Genomic DNA, 20864 nt, shown 5'->3' on the forward strand with positions numbered 1-20864 from the left:
GGCGCGGCCACGTCGATGATCCACGGACGCAGCGTTGGCGCCCCGCCGCCCAGGGACGGCCGGGCGGTGGACAGCGTCAACGTCACGTTCTTCCAGTCTTCGCCGGTGTTCTGGCGGATGACGCCGAAGTAGCCCAGATCCACATTGCGGTCGGCGGGGCGCAGGCGCGCGTCGTAGGCCGGCGTCCAGCGTGCGCCCGCCACCGCGTACGACAGCGCCAAGTCCAGCTTGCCCGCGCGCGCCATGTTGACCCTCAACGTCACGGTTTTGGTGCGCCGGCCCGATTCGCCGCGCACCAAACCAAGCTGGGTCTGCAGCGCCGTCATTTCGCGCTCCAGATCGGTCTTTTGTTCAGCCACGCGCCGCAGACCCGCCAGCGTCGTGGCCAGCGACTCGGCGCTCAGGGTCTGGATCGCCTTCAGTTCGTCCAGCGTGAGACGCGCGCCGTCCTTGGCGGGTTCCGTGGCGCCGCGCTGCATCATCAGGATGAGTTCGCGCTGGTTGTCCAGCACCGCGGCTTCGTCGTCCAGCGCGGCTTGGCGGCTGACCAGCTTGTCGATCTGCGCCTCGATCTGGCGCACGCGTTCGTTGGCGGTAGCGGCCTGATAGACGTCGCTGACCTTGACGTCAAGCAGCGTGGCCTGACCGGTGCTCTTGGCAGTCACCTGCAGCGAGTTTTCCTGTAGCGACGCAGGCAGGTTTTCCAGCACCAGCTCGTGTTCGCCCGCAGCAAGCTCGCTGCTGGCGGCGCGTGTGACGACGGCGCGATCCTGGTAAACGGTGACGGCGCCGATGGAGGAGGGCAGCGCGGCGGCGGAGGCCAGTCCGGGGATCGACGCGAAAGCCAGGGCCAGAAGGGTACGTCTCACGGGAGCACCTTTATAAAGTTGAACGCGGCTGACAGCGGGTCTCCCACGGGGACGCATCGCCGGCAAGCGCGTGAGTCTATCGCTGGCATCGTCCGGACGGTTTACAGGAAATGACAAACGCGACAGGGGGATACGGCTGGTTCGTGAAAACTCAGTCGCGTTCCGGATGCGCCAGCCGCCGCAACATGCCGACGGCGTTTTCAGCGGCCACTGATCGGTCGTGCCGCCGGTAAGCCATGTCCAGCAGGGCGTGCGGCGCGTCGCCCTTGATGGGCCGGTACTCGATGCCTTGCGCGCCCATGTGCCGCATGGCGGCGGGCACGATCGAGATGCCGACGCCCGCCGCGACCAGACTCACGATCGACGCCATCTGCGGGGCCTCCTGGATGACGCGCGGCGCAAAGCCGGCACGCTGGCAGGCAGACTGGATGGCGTCGTACAGGCCCGCGCCGATGGGCCGCGGATACAGCACAAAATCCTCGTCAGCCAGTTCGGCGATGGGAACGGCACGCTTGCGGCTGAGCGGATGGCCGGGCGGCAGGGCGATCAGCATCGGCTCGTCCAGCACGCGCTCGGATTCGAATTCGGCGTCCAGCATGTAAGGGGGGCGCACAAAGGCGACATCCACCTCGCCGGCGCGCAGCCCGCGCAGCAGCGAGATGGTATTGCTTTCGGTCAGGGTGATGCGCACGTCGGGATAGCGGTCGCGGTAGGCGCGGATGGCACGGGGCAGGTAGGGGTGGAACACGGCCGATGCGGTAAAGCCCACCGTGATGGCCCCGCGTTCCCCGCGGCCCAGCCGTCTGGCCATGTCGATGGCGCGGTCGGCGCTGGCCAGGATGGCGCGCGCATCGTCCAGGAACTGTGCGCCGGCTTCGGTCAGCGCGATGCCCCGGGGCAGGCGCAGGAACAGCGGCGTGCCGATCTCGCGTTCCAGTTGCTGGATCTGCTGGCTGAGCGGAGGTTGCCCGATACCCAGCCGGGCTGCCGCGCGGGTGAAGTGCAGCTCCTCGGCGACGGCGGTGAAGTAACGCAGGTGGCGCAATTCCATCGTTTTTAAATATGCATGGGTCGGGTTTCATATATTGGACATATGCAGGGGAAAAGTCTACTTTGTCTCTACGGGCTCAAGCCCGGTGTTTTTCGAGAATCTTGATGTCGACCCCTTCTGCAAATCCCGCAATAGAACGCGGCGCCACGGCGCCCGAGTATCTGGCGCGCGGCACGCCGGGACTGCGCCGTGCCCAGTGGGCGCTCTTCGCCGCCGGTTTTTCCACGTTTTCTCTGCTGTATTGTGTGCAGCCGCTGATGCCGCTGTTCACCCATGCGTTCAACGTATCGCCAGCGCAGAGCAGCCTGGTGTTGTCGCTGTGCACGGGGTTGCTGGCCATCGCCATCTTCTTTGTGGGCCTGTTTTCCGCCGCCTTGCCGCGCAAGCGGGTCATGGCATGGTCGCTGTTTGCCTCCGCCGTCCTCGGAACCATCGCGGCCGTCGCGCCGGACTGGCAAAGCCTCTTGGCGCTGCGCGCGCTGCAAGGCGTGGCGATGGGCGGGGTGCCCGCCGTGGCCATGGCTTACCTGGCCGAAGAGGTGGAGCCCGGCACACTGGGCTTCGCGATGGGCCTGTACATCAGCGGCAGCGCATTCGGCGGGCTGTCGGGACGGGTCATCACCGGCCTGGTGTCCGACCATTTCGGCTGGCGCGCGGCGATGGGCACGCTGGGATTGCTGGGTCTCATCGCGGCCCTGCTGTTCGTGTGGCTGCTGCCGGCGTCGCGCCGGTTCACGCCGCGCCGGGGCCGGGGATGGGCGGGCGTCTGGGCGGATGTGCGGGAGGGCGCCGGCGCGCACCTGAAGAATGGTCCGCTGTGCGCGCTGTTCGTGATGGGCGGGCTGCTGATGGGCGCGTTCGTCGCCGTCTACAACTATGTCGGCTTTCGCCTGCTGCTGCCGCCGTTCTCGCTGAGCCAGACCTTCATCGGGTTCATCTTTGTCGTCTACCTGGTGGGCATCTTCGCCTCGACCTGGTTCGGCCGCCTGGCTGACCGGCACGGGCGCGGCGCGATGCTGGCCGCAGCGTCCGGCCTTGCCCTGGCGGGCCTGCTGTTGACCCTTTCCAACGCGTTGCCCGTGCTGATCGCAGGCATCGTCGTCTTCACCTTCGGCTTTTTTGCGGCCCACGCCGTCGCCAGCGGTTGGGTCGGGCAGATGGCGCGCGGTTACAAGGCCCTGGCCGCCTCGTTCTACCTGCTGGTCTATTACGTGGGGTCGAGCGTGCTTGGGGCGCTTGGCGGCCAATTCTGGACCGCGGGCGGCTGGCATGGCGTGGCCGCCATGGCAGGCGGCTTGCTCGCCGCCGCGCTGGTGATCAGCGCGGGTCTGGCCTGGCGCACGGGACGGCGGCATGCCGCGGCGGGCGCCGCTGGTCCCGCCTGACGGCACCCTTTTTTCAGGGAAGGGTAGCGTCGCGTTACGCAGGGTTGCGCCACGCGCGCTTCTATCGCGATACATTCTGTATTGCGATAGGGGGAACCATGCTGACCAAGCAAGACCGCGTGTCCCTGCCATGGACCGACACGCTAGCTCGTCTGGAAGACGAACGCATCATGCTGGAGCGCATAGCTGCCGGCGTACCGATCCGGCAGGTACTGGAACATGTGCTGCACGCCGTCGAGGCGCAGTCGAGTGTGAAGCTGCGCGCGTCCATCGCAGTGGTGGACGACGCGGGCACCGAATTGCGGCACTGCGCCGCACCCGGCCTGCCCGACGCGTTCAATGCCGCCGTGGACCGGGTGGCCATCGGGCCGTCGACCGCCTCGTGGGGCGCGGCAGCGCATTCAGGCAAGCCGGTCTATACGGACAATATTGCCAACGATCCGCGTTGGGCGCCGTGGCGCGACCTTGCTTTGGAAAATGGTTTGCGCGCGTGTTGGTCCACGCCGATCAAGGCGCCAGACGGACGGCTGTTGGGCGTCTTCTCCAATTACTACGAAGAAAGCCGGCTGCCGACCGCGCAGGATATCGACGCGATCGCGCTGGTCACGCGCAGCGCGGCGCTGGCAATCGAAAGGCATCTGCTGGACGTGGCCTTGCGACGCAGCGGCGAGCGCTGGCGGGCGATGTTCGACGGCATGCAAGAAGCGTTTTTTCTTGCCGAAGCCCTGCGCAGCGAGGACGGCCGCATCGCCGACTTCCGCTTTCTGGAGGTGAACCCCGCCTTTGAACGCCAGAGCGGCATGCGCGAGGGCGACACGCTGGGCCACACGCTGCGCGAGATGATTCCCGGCGTTCCCAGCCAGATCCTGGATACGTTCGCGCAGGTAGTGGAGTCGGGCGAGCCCGCCCAGTTTGAATTTGCCGTGCCCGCGCCCAAGGATGCATGGTACGAGGCGCGGGCGCGCAAGGAAGGCCCCGATCGCATCATGGCGCTGTTTCTTGACGTCACCGCGCGCAAGGCCGCCGAGACCGAGTTGTGGGAAGGCCAGCATCGCAAGAATTTCCTGCTGGCGCTGGGCGACCGCATGCGAGAACTGCATCTGCAGCCGGCCATCGAGGAGACCGCCTGCGCGGGATTGGGTCAGCACCTGTCGCTGGGCCTGGTGGCGGTTCTGGACTGGGCCGGCGACGGCGCGGCGCCCGTGGTGTCCACCTGCTGGCGGTCCGAGAATGATCTGGCGAGCCACGACGCACTGGCGACAGAACAACTGGGCGAAGATTTTTTCGATGCCGTGCGCAAGGGGCGCACGACCTACCTGCAGCCGCTGGTGGCGCAAGAGGGCGGCGACATTCGCCCGTCCGCCATCGTCGTGCCGATGCGCCGCTGGGCGCGGCAAGGCGGTGCGCTATTGGTCCGTCCCTTATCGAGCAGCCGCCTCAAGCCGGCGGATCTGGCGTTCGTCGAGGAAGTCGCCGAGCGGATGTGCGACGCGGTCGAGCGTTCGCAATACGCACGCATGCTGGAGCAGCGGGTGGAGCATGCCATTGCCGAGCGGGATCGCATCTGGCGGATGTCCCCCGAGCTGCTGGCCGTCATCGACAGCAGGGGCCGGTTTGCCAGCGTGAATCCGGCCGTGCAACCCATCCTGGGCTGGAGTCCCGACCAGTTTCTGTCGATGGGGCTGGCCGAGCTGATCCACCCGGACGACCTGGACGCAACACGCAGCGCCTGGTCGCCGCAGGCGCAGGCGGACGGCGCACAACCCGCCCGGCACCTGGAAAACCGGGTCCTGCGCCGCGAGGGCGGCTACAGCTGGATCACCTGGAGCATGTCGTGGTCGCAAGACAGCCTGTATGTCGCGGGACGCGATGATTCCGATCTGAAGGCGCAGGCCGAGGCGCTGGCCGACACCGAGAATGCATTGCGCCAGGCGCAGAAGATGGAGGCGGTGGGACGCCTGACCGGCGGCATCGCGCACGATTTCAACAACATGCTCCAGGGCATCACCGGTGCGCTGTATCTCATTCAGCGCAAGCTGTCGGCCGGCGTGCCCGAACAGGCGCAGCGCTTCATCACGGTGGCCATGGATTCGGCGAACCGCGCCGCGCACCTGACGCAGCGCCTGCTCACCTTCTCGCGGCGCCAGCCGATCGACCCCAAGCCGTTCAGCGTGGAAGGCACGCTGCACTCCATGATGGACCTGTTCCATCGGTATACCGGCGAGCGCGTGAATCTGGTTTTCGATCTGGACCCGGACCTGTGGCCGATCAATTGCGACAAGAACCAGTTCGAGAATGCGATGCTCAACCTGGTGATCAACGCCTGCGATTCCATGCCCAATGGCGGCGTGTTGACCATTGCGGCGGCAAACACGCAACTGGATGCAGCGTCGCTGCGCCAGAGCCCGGGCGTCACGCCGGGCCCGTTTGTCGAGGTCACGGTGTCAGACGTGGGCTGCGGGATGTCGCCCGATGTGCTGGCGCACGCGTTCGACCCGTTCTTCACGACCAAGCCGCTGGGCGAAGGCACGGGGCTCGGGCTGTCTATGACCTACGGCTTTGCCAAGCAGGCGGGCGGCAGTGCCGTCCTGGAAAGCGCCGAAGGCGTCGGGACGTCGGTGCGGCTGTACCTGCCGCGCCATCAAGGCGTGCCGGAACAGGCCGCCGATGCGCCGCGGGCGACCGGCACGCAAGCGGCGTCGGCTGGCCAGGCCTTCGTCATCGTCGTGGAAGACGACACGAACGTGCGCGAAATGGTGCGCGAGTCGCTGGTGGATATGGGCCTGCATGTGTTGACGGCCGGCGACGGGGAGGCAGGTCTGGAACTGGTGACGTCCACCCGCAATCTGAGTCTGCTGGTAACGGATGTGGGCCTGCCCAATCTGAACGGCCGGCAGCTTGCGGACGCGGCGCGTGTGGCACACCCTGGCCTGCGGGTCCTGCTCATGACTGGCTACGCCGAAAGCGCGGCCAGCGCGGGTGGTTTCCTGGAGGATGGCATGGAACTCATCGTCAAGCCGTTCTCGCTGGATGCGCTGGGCGAGCGGGTGCAGCGGATGCTGGCAGAGAGCGCGGGGCCGCAGCGTGCGCGGTAGGGGGGAAATGTGGGGTCAAGTGTTTCAACGGCAGGTAAAAAATGCCCCGTATGGCGGACTACCCCAGGGGGAGGAGGTAACGCGGGGGTCAGGCACGGGGCTTGCGACTAGGTTGAGGCATTTCAACCAAGGAAGGAGCTACGCTATGAAATACCGTGCCATGACTTGCGCGTTTGCCATGATTGCCGGCCTTGCCGCCGGCGGTGCCTATGCCCAATCCACGGGCCGCAGCTCGCCCCCGACCTCGCCGTCCACGACGCCGAATGACGGGGCTGCCGTGCCGCCCAACACCCAGGTGCCTCCGGGCCAGATTCCGCCCGCCCCGAATGCGGCGCCCCAGACCGGCACCACGCCGCCGAACCTGGATAAGAGCGGTCACATGAAGTCCGACAAACATGGGTCGGAAATGCCCAATCGCAAGCGCGAAGCCAATGACAATGTGCCGAATACTCCGGCCGGTGGCGCCGCGCCTCCTCCGGGATATCCGAACACGGGCGGCAGCAAGTAAGCAGCCCCACACAAAAAGGCTTCCGAAAGGAAGCCTTTTTTTTGGCGGGGTGGCAGTCAAGTCGGTGTCAGACGCCGGCCCCGGGCAAGCCATCGCGGCACCGGTTTCATGCCGGTGCCGCAATTCAATGCTGGCGGCGCAACTCAGCCGGCGGCACGCGCAACTGGCCGCGGTACTTGGATACGGTGCGGCGGGCGAGGAGGATGCCGTTGGACGCCAGTTGCTGAGTCAACGCGACGTCGGAGAGCGGCATCGCCGGATCTTCGGCGTCCACCATTTCCTTGATCAGCGCGCGGACGGCTGCGGCGGAACACGAGCCGCCCGATTCCGTTGCGAGTTCGCGCGAGAAGAAGTGGCGGAATTCAAAGACGCCGCGCGGGGTGGTCATGTACTTGCTGACCGTGGCGCGCGACACCGTGGACTCGTGCATGTTCAGGTCGTCGGCCACTTCGCGCAGCATCAACGGGCGCAGGGCGACTTCGCCGTACTCGAAGAACATCTGCTGGCGCTTCACGATCGCTTCGGCCACGCGCTGAATGGTGGTGTAGCGCTGCTCGACATTGCGCACCAGCCAGCGCGCCTCCTGCAGCTCCTGCGCCATGGGGCTACGGTCGTCCAGCCGCGCGCGGCGAAACAGGTCTGCGTAGGCGCTGTGCAGACGCGCGCGTGGCATGGCGCTGCGATTGGGCAGCACGCGCCAGCGTCCCTGCCATTTATCCACGAACACATCGGGCACAACGTAGACCGGCGCGTCGCCGCTGTAGCGGCCGCCGGGCTTGGGATCCAGGCGCCGGATCAGCGCGCAGGCGTCGCGCAGGGCATCGTCCGAACATGCCAACGCGCGGCGCAGGCCGGCGTAATCGTTCTTGCCCAGGCGTTCCAGATGGTCCTGCACGATGCACTGGGCCAGCGCTCGCGTGGCGTCGTCCTCGTCGGGCAGCGCGGCCAGTTGCAGCGTCAGGCATTCGCGCAGATCGCGCGCGGCGATTCCAGGCGCATCCAGCTGCTGCACCAGGCGCAGGGCCGCCATCCATTCGCTTTCGTCGGGAATCGGATTGATGTCTTCGTCGGCGGCGGTACAAAGATTTTCCAGCGGGGTGCGCAGGTAGCCGTCGTCGTCTAGCGCGTCGACGATGAATTCGGCCAGCAGGCGGTCGCGCGGCTGCAGGTGGTAGTTGCCCAACTCGAAGGACAGACGATCGCGCATCGACACGTTGGCGCAGGCCCATTGGCCCAGATCGCTGTCGCCGCCGGACGGGGCGTGCGTGGGATAGTCGCCGGAGTAGGCCGGCGCGTCGGGTGGGGGTTCATCCATGTCCGGGCTTTCGGATGCCGCGACGGGCTCCGGCGCGGACTGTCCGTCGGCCTGGTCGTTCATCTCTCCGCGGACGCCGGGCGCAGCCGGGGCCGCCTCGGGCTCCGATTCATCCGGATCTTCGAGGAAAGGGTTTGTCGCAAGCGCGTGTTGCACCGCCGTAGTGAACTCCAACGCCGACATCTGAAGCAGCTTGACGGATTGTTGCAGACGCGGCGCCAGCGTCATTTGCTGGCGCAGGCGAAGTTCTTGCATCGGGTGGCCCAATCGAGTCTCCTGAAGGGGCAGCCGCCGGAAGGCGGCTCGTTCCTTTCATAGACGCAAAAAACGTGCCAACCGCATTTGAGAGGGGTAGCCGCGGCGGGAACGCGGCATGCTGGGACAGTATTACAAAGGGGATGGTAATAACTGCTCAGGCGGCCGCGTTGGGCTCGTCCTTTTCATAGACATCCAGGCGGTTGTACAGCGTCTTCAGACTGACGCCGAGCGTCTCGGCGGCCAGCCGCTTGTCGCCGGCATGATGCGCCAGCGTGGCCAGGATGAACTCGCGCTGGGCCCGGCCAAGCGGCATACCTACGGGAAAGTTCAGCGAGCCTTCGCGCATCTGAGCCTGGTTCGGGCCGCGCTTGCGCGTGAGCAGCTCGGCGTCCAGCTCCGTGTCGGCCATGATGTAGGCGCGCTGGATCACGTTGCGCAGTTCACGCACGTTGCCCGGCCAGTCGTGCGCCTTGATCGCTTCCAGCATGTGCGGCGAAAACGTTTTCTGCGTGCCATGCTGCGCATTCAACGTGTCCAGGAATTGCTTGGCAAGAAGCAGGGCGTCGTCGCCGCGCTCGCGCAGCGGCGGCACGCGCAGCGGAATCACGAGCAGACGGTGCAGGAAGTCTTGACGCAACCGGCCGTCCGCGACGGAGGCAGCGGGGTCGCGGTTGCTGGCGCAGATGACGCGCACATTGGCGCGCAACACGTCGGTACCGCCCACGCGTTGATACGTGCCGACTTCGAGCACGCGCAGGAAGTGCACCTGCATGTCCGGCGGCATTTCGGTGACTTCGTCCAGAAACAATGTGCCGCCGCTTGCAAACTCGAAATAGCCGGCATTCTGGGACACGGCGCCGGTGAAGCTGCCTTTTTCGTGACCAAAAAGTTCGGCATGCGCCAACGATCCGCTGATCGCGCCGCAGTTGACCGCCACGAACGGCTGGTCGCGGCGATCGCTCGCATCGTGGATGGCGCGCGCTACGATTTCCTTACCAGCCCCACTTTCACCGATAATGAACACGCTTGCATCGGTTGCCGCCGCAAGTGCGATCTGGTTTCCCAGTTTTCGCATCTGCGGCGACATGCCGCTGGTGTCGGCGAATACGGAAGTGGGCGAAGGCGCGGTTGTGCGCGTAGCGGTATTTCGACTAGCCATGCTTGATCCTCAGTCCCGGGATCGGGCCTGCAATGAGTCCATCGTAGGGTGCAGCCTACTCTCTGATTGCGACGAGTTGCAAGCATTGGAAAACGTTAGTCGAATCCGACAAATATTTGCGCTGGCCGACCCCATAGTGACTATTCTGAGGGTTATAGAAGGGATACGGAGAAAGCATGCCTCACTTGCTAATCGTCGATGACGACGATGCGATACGAGAAACACTGGCCGAAATCGGCCGCGATAGCGGGTTTTCGGTGGCCCTGGCGGCCAGCGTCAAGGACGCCCTGATCCAGCTCGAACGGCAAGCGCCCGACCTGGTGCTGACGGACGTCCGGCTGCCGGGCGGCAGCGGCATGGACATTTTCAAGAACGTTAACGCGAGCAGCGCGGAAGTGGTGGTGATGACCGGCCACGGTACTGTCGACAACGCCGTCCAGGCTTTGCGCCTGGGTGCGACCGACTATCTGGTCAAGCCGATCTGCATGGAGCGCCTGGAAGAAATCCTCAAGCGCATCATGGTCAATTCGGGCGGCGAGATGCCCGGCACGCCTTTCGAGGAACCGGGCCGTTTCGGCAAGCTGTACGGCAAGTCCGAACGGATGCAGGCGCTGTACCGTCAGATCGGGCGCGTGGCGCCCACCACCGTTACCACCTTGCTGATCGGCGAAAGCGGCACCGGCAAGGAACTGGCTGCCCATGCCATCCACGAACTCAGCCCGCGTCGGCAGCGGCCGTTCATCGCGGTCAACTGCGGCGCGATTTCGCCCAACCTGATCGAAAGCGAAATGTTCGGCCACGAGCGCGGCAGCTTTACCGGCGCCGACCGCCAGCACAAGGGTTACTTCGAACGCGCGGACGGCGGCACGCTGTTCCTCGATGAAGTCACCGAAATGCCGCTAGACCTGCAGGTCAAGCTGTTGCGCGTGCTGGAGACGGGGCAGTTCATGCGCGTGGGGACCAATCGCGAAATCGCCTGCGACATCCGCGTGGTGGCCGCCACGAATCGCAATCCGGAACAGGCGGTGCAGGAAGGCAAGCTGCGCGAAGACTTGTACTACCGCTTGAGCGTGTTTCCCATCGAACTGCCGGCGCTGCGCGATCGCGGCAGCGACATCCAGTTTCTGGCCCAACGCTTTCTGCAGACGCTCAACGAAGAATCCGGGAAGAACAAGGCATTTTCGCCCGAAGCGGCTGCGGCACTGGAGCAATACGAATGGCCGGGCAACGTGCGCGAACTGAAGAATTTTGTTCGCCGCGCGTTCATCATGGCTGACGGCGACGTGCTGGATCTGGAAATGCTGGTGCCGCAGGTCTCGCCTGCTGGCGAGTCGTCTGGCGGTCAGGTCAGCGTGCCTGTCGGAGAGACACTGGCAGAGGCCGATCGGCGTCTTATCCTGGCGACGCTCGAACGCTGCAACGGCGTGAAAAAGCAAGCCGCTGCCGTGCTCGGCATCAGTCCCAAGACGCTGTACAACCGTCTTGAGGAATACGCGGCAGCGGGCTATCCGCTGCCTGGCGAGAATTCCCGGGCGGGTGGACCGTCCCGGGAATCCGCCTAGACCCGCTTATTTGTTGTAGCGGGTCTTCAGGTCTGCCATGCAGGCGTCCTTGGCATTACCGGACATGGCGTCGCACTTTTCCTTGCCGACTTTATAGTCGGCATCGTTGCGCGTTTTCGCGGCGTCATGCGAGGCTTCGGCCTTTTCCTTGGCGGCCTTGGCGTCTGCCTTGGCCTTGTCGCGCGTGGCTTCGGCCTGTTGCTGGCAGACGTCCTTCTGGTTGCCCTTCATGCCGTCGCATTGTTTTTTGTCCATCTTGTATTGGTTGTCGATCTGATCGTTCGTGCGAACGCCGGCGGCGCCAGTCTGCGCGGAGGCCTGGAACGCGAGGACCGAAAAGCACAGGGCGAAAGCGGGGCAAATCGTTTTGGACAGCTTCATGACTGACTCCTTGGGAAAGTGGTCCGGTAGTTGGCGGACCCAACCAGGGTCAGAGCAAGCGCCGTGCCCAGGTTTTTCAGGCACGGCGCTTGCGCGTTAGGCCGCTGCCTGTCCGCCATCTTCGGACGGGCGCGTTTCAAGGAGAGCATTCATGACGACCCAACACGAACAACAGCCAGGAAAGTCCAAGGCCAACACCCCTAAGGACGAAACGGAAGCGTCGAACCAGAGCGGACAGTTTGGCGCGGACAAGCCGACCGACAAGGAAGAACCCTACAAGCGGGATTCGGACAAGAAGCCGAATCACGGAGGCCCTGAGTTTGAAGAGGGCGGTCAGTACCCCGGCAAGCGGCCCGAAGGGAAGTGACCGTTGTGCTTCGCGCGGTGCGCCGCGCGAAGCACACGCGGGCCTTAGCCGCCATTGCGGACCGGGTCGGGCGCATCGCGCGAGATGCCGGCTTCGTCTGCGTCCGTGACGCGATCGGTGGCGACGTCAGCGCCGTCGTCGTCCACGAAATCCGGTTCGACGCTCTCGCGTTCGCCGGTAGCCTGGGAGTCGCTATCAGTGTGGCGGCGGTCAAGCGGCAGGTCGCTGGCCGAATCGGAGGAGTCGCTGGGGCCCAGGTCGGGCCGGCCGCTGTCGCCAAGGTTCAGGTCGGTGTCGGGAATACGGGGCATGGGAATCTCCAAGTTGAAAAAAAGCGCGATGAGGAAGCAATCGCGAACGTCACCATTCATCTCCGATTGGCAGCAAGCGCCATGCCGCGATTGCCAATCATGGACCGAGTGGCGCCGCGCGGGTATGGAAGTTGCTCCTGCTGGATGAATTTTCTACCGGGAGATTGTCATGTCCTTGATTGTCGCTGCACGGTTCCAGACCTTCGATGAAGCCACGCTGGCCGCCCAGAAGCTGTTTGCCGAGGGCTATACCGAGGACGACATCCACACGTTTTACGTCAGCATCGCGGGCGAGCACGGGCGCTTTCCGTTGGGCGGCGATCGCGTCGCTGATCCGGACGCCAAAGGCGGGCACTTCGGTGCCGTGGCTGGCGCAGCGCTGCTGGGTCTGGTGTTTGCTTTGGTGGCGGGGGTAATTGCCTCGCAACTGGCCGCGTCGATCTTCATCACCATCGCGGCAGCGGGCGTGGGCGCGTATATCGGCGCGCTGGCGGGCGCCATGTGGGTGATCGGCCGCAAGAAACGGGTGCGCACGGCGCCGGGCGAACCGGAGAAGTCCCATCCGCCGGTGCGGCAGGCGGGCGTGATGCTCGCGCTGCATGTGGATATTGGGCGCGAAGAGCAGGCGCGCCAGATCCTGCGCGCGGCAGGCGGCACGGACATCGAGCGCGCGAACGGCCGCTGGCAGGACGGCAAATGGCAGGATTTCGATCCGCTGGACCCGCCGCGCCGCGTCGAAGCGCCGACCACTGCGAACTGAAGGCCGCGTGGCCGCTCACGGAGACAGAACAATGAAGCCATTCACCATCCCCTCGCTGGCGGCTGTGACCGCCGCGGTTGTCCTGGCGGGCGTTGGCCATCTGAGCCACGCCGCCGAGCTGGACGCGTCCGACGCCCGATTTCTGCAGGCGGCGTCGGGCTCGGGCATGTTTGAAGTTCAGGCCGCCGAGCTTGCCGGCAAGCGCGCGCAGGATGCGCAGGTGCGCGCTTTCGCGGCGAAGATGCTCGAACAGCACACCGCAGTGAACAAAGAGTTGAAGGCGCTGGCCGCGTCGAAAAACGTGGCGCTGCCGGATCAGCCGGCCGAGCCTGAGCGCGCGACGCTCCACGAGCTGGGCGGCATGACCGGCGCGTCGTTCGATCAGCTTTACATCCAGAAGGCCGCCGTGGACGCGCACGCCACCGCGAACCGCCTGTTTGAGACGGCTGCGAAAGCGTCAGAAGACGCGCAGGTGCGTGACTTTGCGGTCCGCACCTTGCCGATGCTGAAAGATCACTATGCGATGAGCCGCGCGCTGCAGCGTGAGCCGGCCGTCAATGGCGAGAAGATCCACCCCGCGCCGAAGGGGGAAGCCCCGCCCGTGTCCCCGGCGTCCCGCGCCGCGCCGGCTTCTGTGGTGCCGGAAAAGTGAAGTCGGGGTGACGGCGCGGCAGGGGGCGGGGGAATGGCCGCTACAGGGTACGAGCGGTCAGGGCACGTCCCTCAGTCGCCCGCGCTGCCGGTGATGGGCAGCACGATGCCCGTGATGTAGCTCGAGCATTCAGGCGATGCCAGAAAGACGTAGGCCGGCGAGATTTCCTCGGGCTGAGCGGGGCGTTTCAGGTCCGTTTTTTCGCCGAATGACTTGATCTCTTCGGCGCTTCGATCGGCCGGGTTCAGGGGCGTCCACACAGGGCCCGGCGCCACCGCGTTCACGCGGATGCCTTGCTCGGCCAGATTGGATGCAAGTGACCGGGTAAACGCATGGATCGCGCCCTTGGTCGACGAGTAGTCCAGCAGCTTGCCGCTGCCGTTCAGGCCCGTGACGGATCCTGTGTTGATGATGGCGTCGCCCGTCTTCAGGTGTTCAAGCGCCGCGCGCGCCATGTAGAAATAGCCGGTGATGTTGGTGCGCAGCGTCTTGTCCCATTTCTCGTCGCTAATTTCCGGCAGGGTGTCGGTGTGCAGTTGGAAGGCGGCGTTGTTGACCAGGATGTCGAGCTTGCCGAAATGCTTGACGACCTGCGCCACCGCTTCGTTGCAGAAGGCCGAATCCTGCACGTCGCCGGGGATCAGCAGGCATTGACGCCCCTCAGCCTCGACCGCGCGGCTGGTTTCCTTGGCGTCTTCGTGTTCGTCCAGGTACAGCACCGCGACGTCAGCGCCTTCGCGGGCAAACAGGACCGCCACCGCGCGGCCAATGCCTGAGTCGCCACCGGTAATGATGGCAACCTTGTCCTGCAGCTTGCCGCTGCCTTTGTAGCCGGGCGCCTGGTACTGCGGTTTGAGCACCATGTCGGCTTCGACGCCTGGCTGGTCGTCCAGGTGCTGGCCCGGCATGGGCGGGGTGGGATGCGGGCGGTCGCCGGTCTGGGCGTTCTTGGGTGTGCTCATGTTTTCTCCCATTGGGCGGCGCGGGATGCGCCTTGCGCCCGGGAGTCAAGCAAACGCCATTCCCGGCGACCGTGCCGACTCGCTACTGCCGGCCGACGATGATGCCGAGCAGAAACGCCGCACCCGCCGCCAGCCCGACGGCCTGCCAGGGGCGCGCGTGGATGTATTCCTCGGTGCAATCCAGGGTTTCGCGCATGAGGTCATGCGCGTTGTCGGACGCGTCGCGCAGGCTTTGGCGCGTGGCTTGAAGCTGGTCGCCCAAGCGCGCCTTCAAGGCCTCCAGGTCGGTTGCCGAGCTGTCGCTGAGCGTGGCTTCCAACTCGTCGATCCAGCTTTCCGGATGCCGCGAGCGCCTGAAGGCGCCACGATTGTCGGGGCCGTTCTCGGGGAAGTCGGAAGGCATAGGGGTATTCGTCGTGGCCATCGAAAGCTCCTTGACTGTCGGGCGGAAAATGCGCCGTCGCGGCCGGCCCGGACGGCCGCGTGGCGGGGCGAGGCTTACGCCTCGACCATGTCTCGGCATGCCAGCGTGCAGGCGATGCAGGCGCCCGCGCAGATCTGGCATTTTTCGGATTCGTGCGTGGAGCACTCGCGCGCGCAGGCGTCGCAGACCAGCGCGCACAATGTGCACAGCGCTTGCGCGAATTCGCCTTCGCGCGCCAGCATGGCGGCGCATAGCCGGCAGACTGCCGCGCAGTCGACGCACAAGGCGATGCAGGCCCTGAGCTGCGCCGGATTCTGCCGCAGGCAGCTGGCGGCGCACTGGTCGCACGCCACCGCACATTCATAGCAGGCTTGCACACATTGCTCGAAGTTTGGGTCTCGCATTGCATCTCCTTGTGAACGGCCGACGCCGCGCAGCCACACAAGGGCACGGCGCCGGGCGGCACATCCGCTTGCAATTTGAAGGTCTTGACAGTTTGTCCAGCGGGCGAGGGGCCGTAGGATGAGGGTTCGCACTGGCTGGAGACCACCATGAAACCCTCGTCCGCACCCAAATCCACCCCGTCGGCGCGCGCCGACAAATCCGCGCAGGACAACGCTAAGATACTGCCGCCGAGCGGTCCCGTCGACGTGCCGAATCTACCGGACAAACCCGATGCCGATACGCCCGACGAGGCCGCACGCGACAAGCGCGAAGTGGTGGACAACAAGACCGAGTCCAACTGGGCCGACGGTTCCGCGCCGCAGCCCCGCGCCAAGAACGCGCGCTCGTCGATCTTCTGATTACGCATCGGCCGCCTGCTGTTCATGAAGGAAGGCAAGCAGGCGCCGCTCGTCGGCGCTGAGTCCGCGAGGACCCGCCGGCGCGGCCTTGCGGGCCGGCAACGTGCCGGTCAGGTAGGCTTCCATGATCGCCGGATGCACATAACACGCGCGGCAGACGGCCGGCGTATTGGCTAGACGTTTGGAGACCTGTTTGATGACGTCCACGGCCTCCTGTTTGGCTTGGCGCTCGTCCTCGAACGGACGCGCCTGCAGCGCGGCATAGGCCATGACCGACCCCGCCCACGTGCGATAGTGTTTCGCCGTGTATTCCCCGCCACCCGCGTGCCGCAGGTAGGTGTTGACCGCGCCCGAATCCACCGGACGCTTGTCGCCGTCCGCATCCAGATACTGAAATAGCTGCTGGCCGGGGATGTCGAGGCATTGCTTGATGATGCGGGCGACCCGCCGGTCCGTGACCGTGACGTCGTGCGCCACGCCGCTCTTGCCCTGAAACCGGAACCGGAAGCGGCTGCCGGCCACGGTGGTGTGGCGGCGTGTCAGCGTCGTCAGGCCATACGATTTGTTTGCCCGCGCGTATTCGCGTCCGCCGATGCGGATCAGGGTGATCTCCAGCAGGCGCACCAGTACGGCAATCACCTTGTCCTGCGTCAGGCCCGATATCTTCATGTCGCGCTCGACCTGGCGTCGGATGCGGGGCAGGGCATGGCCGAAGGACAGGAGATTTTTGTACTTGGTGGCGTCGCGCACCGCGGTCCAGTCCGGGTGGTAGCGGTACTGCTTGCGGCCACGCGCATCGCGCGCCGTGGCCTGCAGGTGCCCATCTTTCAAGGGGCAGATCCACACGTTCTCGTAGGCCGGCGGAATCGCCAGCGCGTTGATGCGCTGGATTTCCGATTCGTCGGTGACACGGGCGCCTTTCTCGTCCAGGTAGTGGAATGTATGGCCATTCACCCGCACGCGGGTGTAGCCAGGTTCCGTGTCGTCCACATAGGTCAGGGCCGCCTCTTCGACGGGCAGGGGATCCGGGTCCTGTTGCGTGCGGGTGCTCATTCAATCTCCGGTGCGCGCGGTAGCGCACGGACCCAGCATGCCGCGTTCCCGGACCGGGCCCGCCGGGCGAGGCGCGGTGCTGGGCACGGCGCTTGCTGAAGGCGTAGTCGGCAATCGTGCTGCCGGAACCGCCCGCCGGGCCGGCAGCGCCGCCCGCGAGAGAATCTTCAGAGGAGAGTGCAATGCAAACCGTCCTGCAACTACATGTGCCGCCGAAGCCGGACCCGATTCCGCCCGGCTCGCCGCCGGGCGACCTGCCCGTGGACCCGGATACCGATGAGCCGGACGTGGATCTGCCGCCGCTGTCCCCGCCGGTCAAGGAAATCGTGCCGCCGAAAGACGCCTGAGGCGTCGCCCTTACACAACTCGAATCAATAAGACCAAGGAGTCATTATGTCGACCATCCTGCTGATCATCCTGATCCTGCTGCTTATCGGCGCCGTGCCTGCGTGGCCCCATAGCCGTAGCTGGGGCTACTATCCCAGCGGCCTGCTTGGCATCGTCGTGATCGTGCTCATTGTGCTGCTGCTGATGGGACGCATATAGCGCCTTGACGCGCTGACGGCCGCCGGGCGCGCGTGCGCGTCCGGCTGGCCCCATCAGGATGGGCTGCGGCGGCACAAGCCGCATCAGAAGGCGCCGTACCGGCATCCGTCCTGGCGCGCTCGCCGCGTCGGGCGTAAGATCTGCGGGTTTCAGCAGCAACCCACATAGACCCGCAGCCCGACATGAGCATCCCCTTATTGATCCTGATCGACAGCGTTCAGGACTATCTTCCCGTCATCGAATCCCAGGGCTTTCGCCCGATCCTCGCCACCACCGACCAGACCCGCGCCCAGGCCATCCAGGACCACGGCGTCGCGATTCGTGCCGTCTTGACGCGCGGCGCCACCGGACTGCGCGCCGATGAAATGGCGGCGATGCCGCAATTGAGCATCGTGTGCTCGCTGGGCGTCGGCTATGAAAATATCGACCTTGCTGCGGCGCACGCGCGCGGAATCGAGGTCACGAATGGCCCCGGCGCCAACGCCGTGTCCGTTGCCGACCACGCAATGGCGTTGCTGCTGGGCGCCGCGCGCCGGCTGCCGCAGGCTGACGCCTGGGTCCGGCAAGGGCACTGGAGCGGGTTCATGGGCCCGCAGGTCAGCGGCAAGCGGCTGGGCATTCTGGGCCTGGGCACGATCGGTTTGGAAATCGCCCGGCGTGGCGCGAACGGCTTTGGCATGAGCGTGGGGTATTACAACCGACGCGCCCGTCCCGAATCCGGCTACACGTATTTCGACAATCCGCGCGCGCTGGCGGCTGAGTCCGATTTTCTGGTGGTGGCCACGCCCGGCGGCGCCGGCACGCATCATCTGGTGGACGCCGGCGTGCTGGAGGCGCTGGGGCCGGACGGCTATCTGATCAACATCGCGCGCGGCAGCGTGGTCGACACCGACGCGTTGATTGCCGCGCTGGCCGAAAAGCGCATCGCCGGCGCCGGACTGGATGTGGTGGACGGCGAGCCGAACATCCCCGATGCGCTCAAGCAACGGGACAACGTGGTGTTGACGCCGCACAGCGCAGGGCGTTCGCCGGAAGCGGTGGCGGCGACCGTGGCGCTGTTCCTGGAAAACGCCACGGCGCATTTTGCCGGCAAGCCCGTGCTGACGCCGGTTCGGGACGCGAATCTCGTGGCTGCGTGAAGCCGGGCGGCCGTTTGCTGACGCGATCGTGGCGTTGGCGGACGCGCCGATGTTGAATGCGCCGACGCCGCGTCCTTGGCGGACGCGGCGTCGGCGTTTGTGCAGCTACGGGGTGCAGCTACGGGGTGCAGCTACCGCGCGGCTGCGCCATCAGTGCGAGAACATGATCGGCACCGTCATGCTCTTCAAGATGGAGGCGGTGGCGCCGCCCATCGCCCATTCCCGGAATTTGCTGTGGCCGTACGCGCCCATGACAATCAGGTCGGCGCTGTAATCGGCGGCGGCGTTCAGGATGGTGCTGCCGACGCCAACGCCCTTGATGTCGCGGCGCACGTGGTCTGGCGCGGAAATGCCGTGCGCCACGAAGTAGGTGACCAGATCTTCGAAGGGGATGGATTCGACGTTGCGGGTGGCCGCGCCTTCGTCCATGGTCAGCATGACGACATGCGAGGCGCCTTGCAGCAGCGGGGTGGCATCGGCCAGTGCGCGGGCGGCTTCGCGGCTGCCGTCCCAGCAGAGCAGGACGCGGTCGCCGACGACCGGGAATTCACCGCTGGACGGCACCACCAGGACGGGGCGCCCGGCGGTCAGCAGCGTTTGTTCGACGAATTCGTTTTCGTGGGCGGCCTCGACATCGTCGCGGTTTTGCTGGCTGACGATGATAAGGTCGCTGGCGCGGCCGTGCAGGGCGACGGTGGCGCTGGGCGAGGACTCACCGGCGCGGACGACGGCAGGTACGTCTGCGATGGCGGCGGATTCCAGAAAGGCGTTCTGCACCTCGCCCCGGTTCTGGGCCTGCAGGTTCTTCATGATGTTGAGCGTGCGCGACATCATGACGGATTCGCCGTAGTAGTACTGCGGCGGTGCGGAGCTGGCATAGACCCCCACCAGTTCGGCCTTGTGGCGTTTGGCCAGTTCCAGCGCCAGCGCGGTGCGGCGCTTGCAGTCAAACCCGTGGTCCAGGTGGACGGAAATGCGGCGGTACATGGTGGGCCTCCTTGGTTGAACGAGCCATGTCCGTATGGTTGCCGTTTAACCAGGGCACTCCATTGATGCGCATCAAGCCGGCTGGAGTTTCGCCCCGCCGGCTCAATGCAAGCCGCTATTGCCAGCGGCTATTGCGGCGCCGGATCGCGCTGCACGCGGTCGCGCAGTTGGCGGATCTGACGCGCTTGCTGTGCGATGCGGTCGAGCGGCGCGGCGAGCGCCGGTTCGGCGTCGGCGATGACCGCGGGCACCGCCATGCCGCGGGCCTCGGGGACGGGGTCGGGACCCTCCGGATGCAGCACGTGCGCCAGCACCGCGCCATAGTGCCGCAGTGCGGCCGCCGCCGGGGATTCAGGCGACAGCGCCGGCTGGATTTCCAGCACGGTGCCCGCCGCCGTGATGCGGCGCATCGCGTTGAGCAGGTTCACGGCGGTGTCCACGTTACGGTCGCGATGCACCGGATTCTGCTGCAGCCGCTGGAGCGACGCCTCGGCGTTGTCGGCCGACAGGCACGCAAGCCGACGCAGGCCGACGATGTCGCGGGAAGTGGCGTCGCCGCTTTTTTCCTGGGCCAGCGCCAGCGCGTAATCGGCATGCCGCTGCAACGCGCGCGCCAGGGCGCCGGCGAGCTGCCGCGGCTCTTTCTCGGGCCAGACCAGAAAGCCGACCAACAGCGCCAGGATGCCGCCCAGCACGCTATTGAACGCGCGCAGCGCGGCCAGTGTCGGCTCGTAGATCTCGGGCTGCTGGATGTGGCTGACCAGCACGAACTGCGACGTCAGGAAGAAGGTGTACAGCGCGTAGTGGACGGTGCGCGCGGCAAACGTGCCCAGCGCGATAGGCAGGACCGCCAGCGCCACGGACAGTGGCGTAGTGAGCAACAACCCCAGCAATGAGGCGCTGATGGCGCCGGCCACGCTGCCAATCACCCGCTCGACGGTGCGCTGCCAGGTCGTCGCAAAGTAGGGCTGCAGGATGAAGATGAGCGTCAGCGACATCCAATAGCCGTGATTGACGGCAAAGGTCTTGGACAGCGCCACGGCAATGGTGGCGCCCACGCCGACCCGCAGCGCATGGCGGAAGGCATCGGATTCAAACCGCAGGTTCTGACGCAGCGTGCGCCAGGCCTGCCGGGCGCCAGTGCCATCGCTGGCGCGGTGCGCGGGCGCGGCGGGGGTCGCGCCCTGGTCGAAGAGCGACTGCGTGACCGCCTGGGCGTTGTGCAGCAGGCGGTCCAGCACCGGCACCACGGAGGCCAGGTCGGGCGCATAAGCCAT

Annotated in this window: 23 protein-coding genes; 11 read left to right on the forward strand and 12 right to left on the reverse strand. The window is 65.9% G+C overall.

The window, feature by feature from the left end; genetic code table 11:
- Both B3446_RS17560 and B3446_RS17565 read right to left on the reverse strand, forming a co-directional pair.
- A partial coding sequence (locus tag B3446_RS17560; RefSeq protein WP_291383786.1) for a mucoidy inhibitor MuiA family protein occupies nt 1-869 on the reverse strand: 869 nt, incomplete at its 3' end.
- Between the two features lie 151 nt (nt 870-1020).
- A complete protein-coding gene (locus B3446_RS17565) occupies nt 1021-1920 on the reverse strand; it encodes a LysR family transcriptional regulator (RefSeq protein WP_291383787.1) in 900 nt (299 codons plus the stop codon).
- Between the two features lie 104 nt (nt 1921-2024).
- Between B3446_RS17565 and B3446_RS17570 the strand changes: the two genes are divergently transcribed.
- From B3446_RS17570 to B3446_RS17580, 3 genes are all read left to right on the forward strand, one after another.
- A complete protein-coding gene (locus tag B3446_RS17570; protein ID WP_291383788.1) occupies nt 2025-3305 on the forward strand; it encodes an MFS transporter in 1281 nt (426 codons plus the stop codon).
- 98 nt (nt 3306-3403) lie between these two features.
- A complete protein-coding gene (locus B3446_RS17575; RefSeq protein WP_291383789.1) occupies nt 3404-6400 on the forward strand; it encodes a GAF domain-containing protein in 2997 nt (998 codons plus the stop codon).
- Between the two features lie 145 nt (nt 6401-6545).
- On the forward strand, nt 6546-6908 hold the full coding sequence (locus B3446_RS17580) for a hypothetical protein (RefSeq protein WP_175121599.1): 363 nt from the start codon (nt 6546-6548) through the stop codon (nt 6906-6908).
- A gap of 124 nt (nt 6909-7032) precedes the next feature.
- Here B3446_RS17580 and B3446_RS17585 read toward each other — a convergent pair whose 3' ends face one another.
- Together B3446_RS17585 and B3446_RS17590 are read right to left on the reverse strand one after the other, a co-directional pair.
- Nucleotides 7033-8478 carry an RNA polymerase factor sigma-54 gene (locus B3446_RS17585; protein WP_291383790.1) on the reverse strand — a complete coding sequence of 482 codons (1446 nt, stop codon included), beginning with the start codon at nt 8476-8478 and terminating at the stop codon, nt 7033-7035.
- A 157-nt stretch (nt 8479-8635) separates the two neighbouring features.
- The gene (locus B3446_RS17590; RefSeq protein ID WP_291383791.1) at nt 8636-9640 is read right to left on the reverse strand and encodes a sigma-54 interaction domain-containing protein; all 1005 of its coding nucleotides are present in this window, start codon (nt 9638-9640) and stop codon (nt 8636-8638) included.
- 176 nt (nt 9641-9816) lie between these two features.
- Here B3446_RS17590 and B3446_RS17595 point away from each other — a divergent pair, with 176 nt between their 5' ends.
- A complete protein-coding gene (locus tag B3446_RS17595; RefSeq protein ID WP_191577096.1) occupies nt 9817-11202 on the forward strand; it encodes a sigma-54-dependent transcriptional regulator in 1386 nt (461 codons plus the stop codon).
- Nucleotides 11203-11208: 6 nt separating this feature from the next.
- Here the strand turns inward: B3446_RS17595 and B3446_RS17600 are convergent, their stop codons facing one another.
- Entirely contained in the window at nt 11209-11583 is a 375-nt protein-coding gene (locus tag B3446_RS17600) for a hypothetical protein (RefSeq protein WP_175185471.1), read from the reverse strand.
- Nucleotides 11584-11734: 151 nt separating this feature from the next.
- Between B3446_RS17600 and B3446_RS17605 the strand changes: the two genes are divergently transcribed.
- Entirely contained in the window at nt 11735-11950 is a 216-nt protein-coding gene (locus B3446_RS17605; protein WP_291383792.1) for a hypothetical protein, read from the forward strand.
- A gap of 44 nt (nt 11951-11994) precedes the next feature.
- Here B3446_RS17605 and B3446_RS17610 read toward each other — a convergent pair whose 3' ends face one another.
- Nucleotides 11995-12261 carry a hypothetical protein gene (locus B3446_RS17610; RefSeq protein WP_191577098.1) on the reverse strand — a complete coding sequence of 89 codons (267 nt, stop codon included), beginning with the start codon at nt 12259-12261 and terminating at the stop codon, nt 11995-11997.
- A gap of 169 nt (nt 12262-12430) precedes the next feature.
- On the opposite strand from B3446_RS17610, the gene B3446_RS17615 reads away from it, so the two are divergent.
- Together B3446_RS17615 and B3446_RS17620 are read left to right on the forward strand one after the other, a co-directional pair.
- On the forward strand, nt 12431-13021 hold the full coding sequence (locus tag B3446_RS17615; RefSeq protein ID WP_191577099.1) for a phage holin family protein: 591 nt from the start codon (nt 12431-12433) through the stop codon (nt 13019-13021).
- 64 nt (nt 13022-13085) lie between these two features.
- Nucleotides 13086-13673, forward strand: a complete 588-nt coding sequence (locus B3446_RS17620; RefSeq protein WP_291383793.1) for a DUF4142 domain-containing protein — start codon at nt 13086-13088, stop codon at nt 13671-13673.
- 71 nt (nt 13674-13744) lie between these two features.
- Here the strand turns inward: B3446_RS17620 and B3446_RS17625 are convergent, their stop codons facing one another.
- From B3446_RS17625 to B3446_RS17635, 3 genes are all read right to left on the reverse strand, one after another.
- Nucleotides 13745-14635: an SDR family oxidoreductase gene (locus B3446_RS17625; RefSeq protein ID WP_191577101.1), complete on the reverse strand. Its 891-nt coding sequence runs from the start codon at nt 14633-14635 to the stop codon at nt 13745-13747.
- Between the two features lie 82 nt (nt 14636-14717).
- The gene (locus B3446_RS17630) at nt 14718-15038 is read right to left on the reverse strand and encodes a DUF883 family protein (RefSeq protein WP_291383794.1); all 321 of its coding nucleotides are present in this window, start codon (nt 15036-15038) and stop codon (nt 14718-14720) included.
- Between the two features lie 95 nt (nt 15039-15133).
- A complete protein-coding gene (locus B3446_RS17635) occupies nt 15134-15463 on the reverse strand; it encodes a four-helix bundle copper-binding protein (RefSeq protein ID WP_191577102.1) in 330 nt (109 codons plus the stop codon).
- Between the two features lie 147 nt (nt 15464-15610).
- Here B3446_RS17635 and B3446_RS17640 point away from each other — a divergent pair, with 147 nt between their 5' ends.
- Nucleotides 15611-15862: a hypothetical protein gene (locus B3446_RS17640; RefSeq protein ID WP_056561187.1), complete on the forward strand. Its 252-nt coding sequence runs from the start codon at nt 15611-15613 to the stop codon at nt 15860-15862.
- Here B3446_RS17640 and B3446_RS17645 read toward each other — a convergent pair whose 3' ends face one another.
- Complete coding sequence (locus B3446_RS17645) at nt 15863-16915, reverse strand: DNA topoisomerase IB (protein ID WP_291383795.1); 1053 nt, start codon at nt 16913-16915, stop codon at nt 15863-15865.
- A gap of 182 nt (nt 16916-17097) precedes the next feature.
- Between B3446_RS17645 and B3446_RS17650 the strand changes: the two genes are divergently transcribed.
- From B3446_RS17650 to B3446_RS17660, 3 genes are all read left to right on the forward strand, one after another.
- Nucleotides 17098-17262 carry a hypothetical protein gene (locus tag B3446_RS17650; RefSeq protein ID WP_167427925.1) on the forward strand — a complete coding sequence of 55 codons (165 nt, stop codon included), beginning with the start codon at nt 17098-17100 and terminating at the stop codon, nt 17260-17262.
- A 46-nt stretch (nt 17263-17308) separates the two neighbouring features.
- Nucleotides 17309-17461, forward strand: a complete 153-nt coding sequence (locus B3446_RS17655; protein ID WP_076520934.1) for a DUF3309 family protein — start codon at nt 17309-17311, stop codon at nt 17459-17461.
- A 182-nt stretch (nt 17462-17643) separates the two neighbouring features.
- Nucleotides 17644-18600: a 2-hydroxyacid dehydrogenase gene (locus B3446_RS17660; RefSeq protein WP_291383796.1), complete on the forward strand. Its 957-nt coding sequence runs from the start codon at nt 17644-17646 to the stop codon at nt 18598-18600.
- A gap of 150 nt (nt 18601-18750) precedes the next feature.
- Here B3446_RS17660 and B3446_RS17665 read toward each other — a convergent pair whose 3' ends face one another.
- Both B3446_RS17665 and B3446_RS17670 read right to left on the reverse strand, forming a co-directional pair.
- Nucleotides 18751-19587 carry a universal stress protein gene (locus B3446_RS17665; RefSeq protein ID WP_291383797.1) on the reverse strand — a complete coding sequence of 279 codons (837 nt, stop codon included), beginning with the start codon at nt 19585-19587 and terminating at the stop codon, nt 18751-18753.
- A gap of 128 nt (nt 19588-19715) precedes the next feature.
- The coding region (locus B3446_RS17670) for an FUSC family protein (protein WP_291383798.1) at nt 19716-20864 on the reverse strand (1149 nt) is incomplete at its 5' end.

It is taken from the genome of Achromobacter sp. UBA5777 (assembly GCF_002418565.1).
Classification (GTDB): domain Bacteria; phylum Pseudomonadota; class Gammaproteobacteria; order Burkholderiales; family Burkholderiaceae_B; genus Achromobacter; species Achromobacter animicus.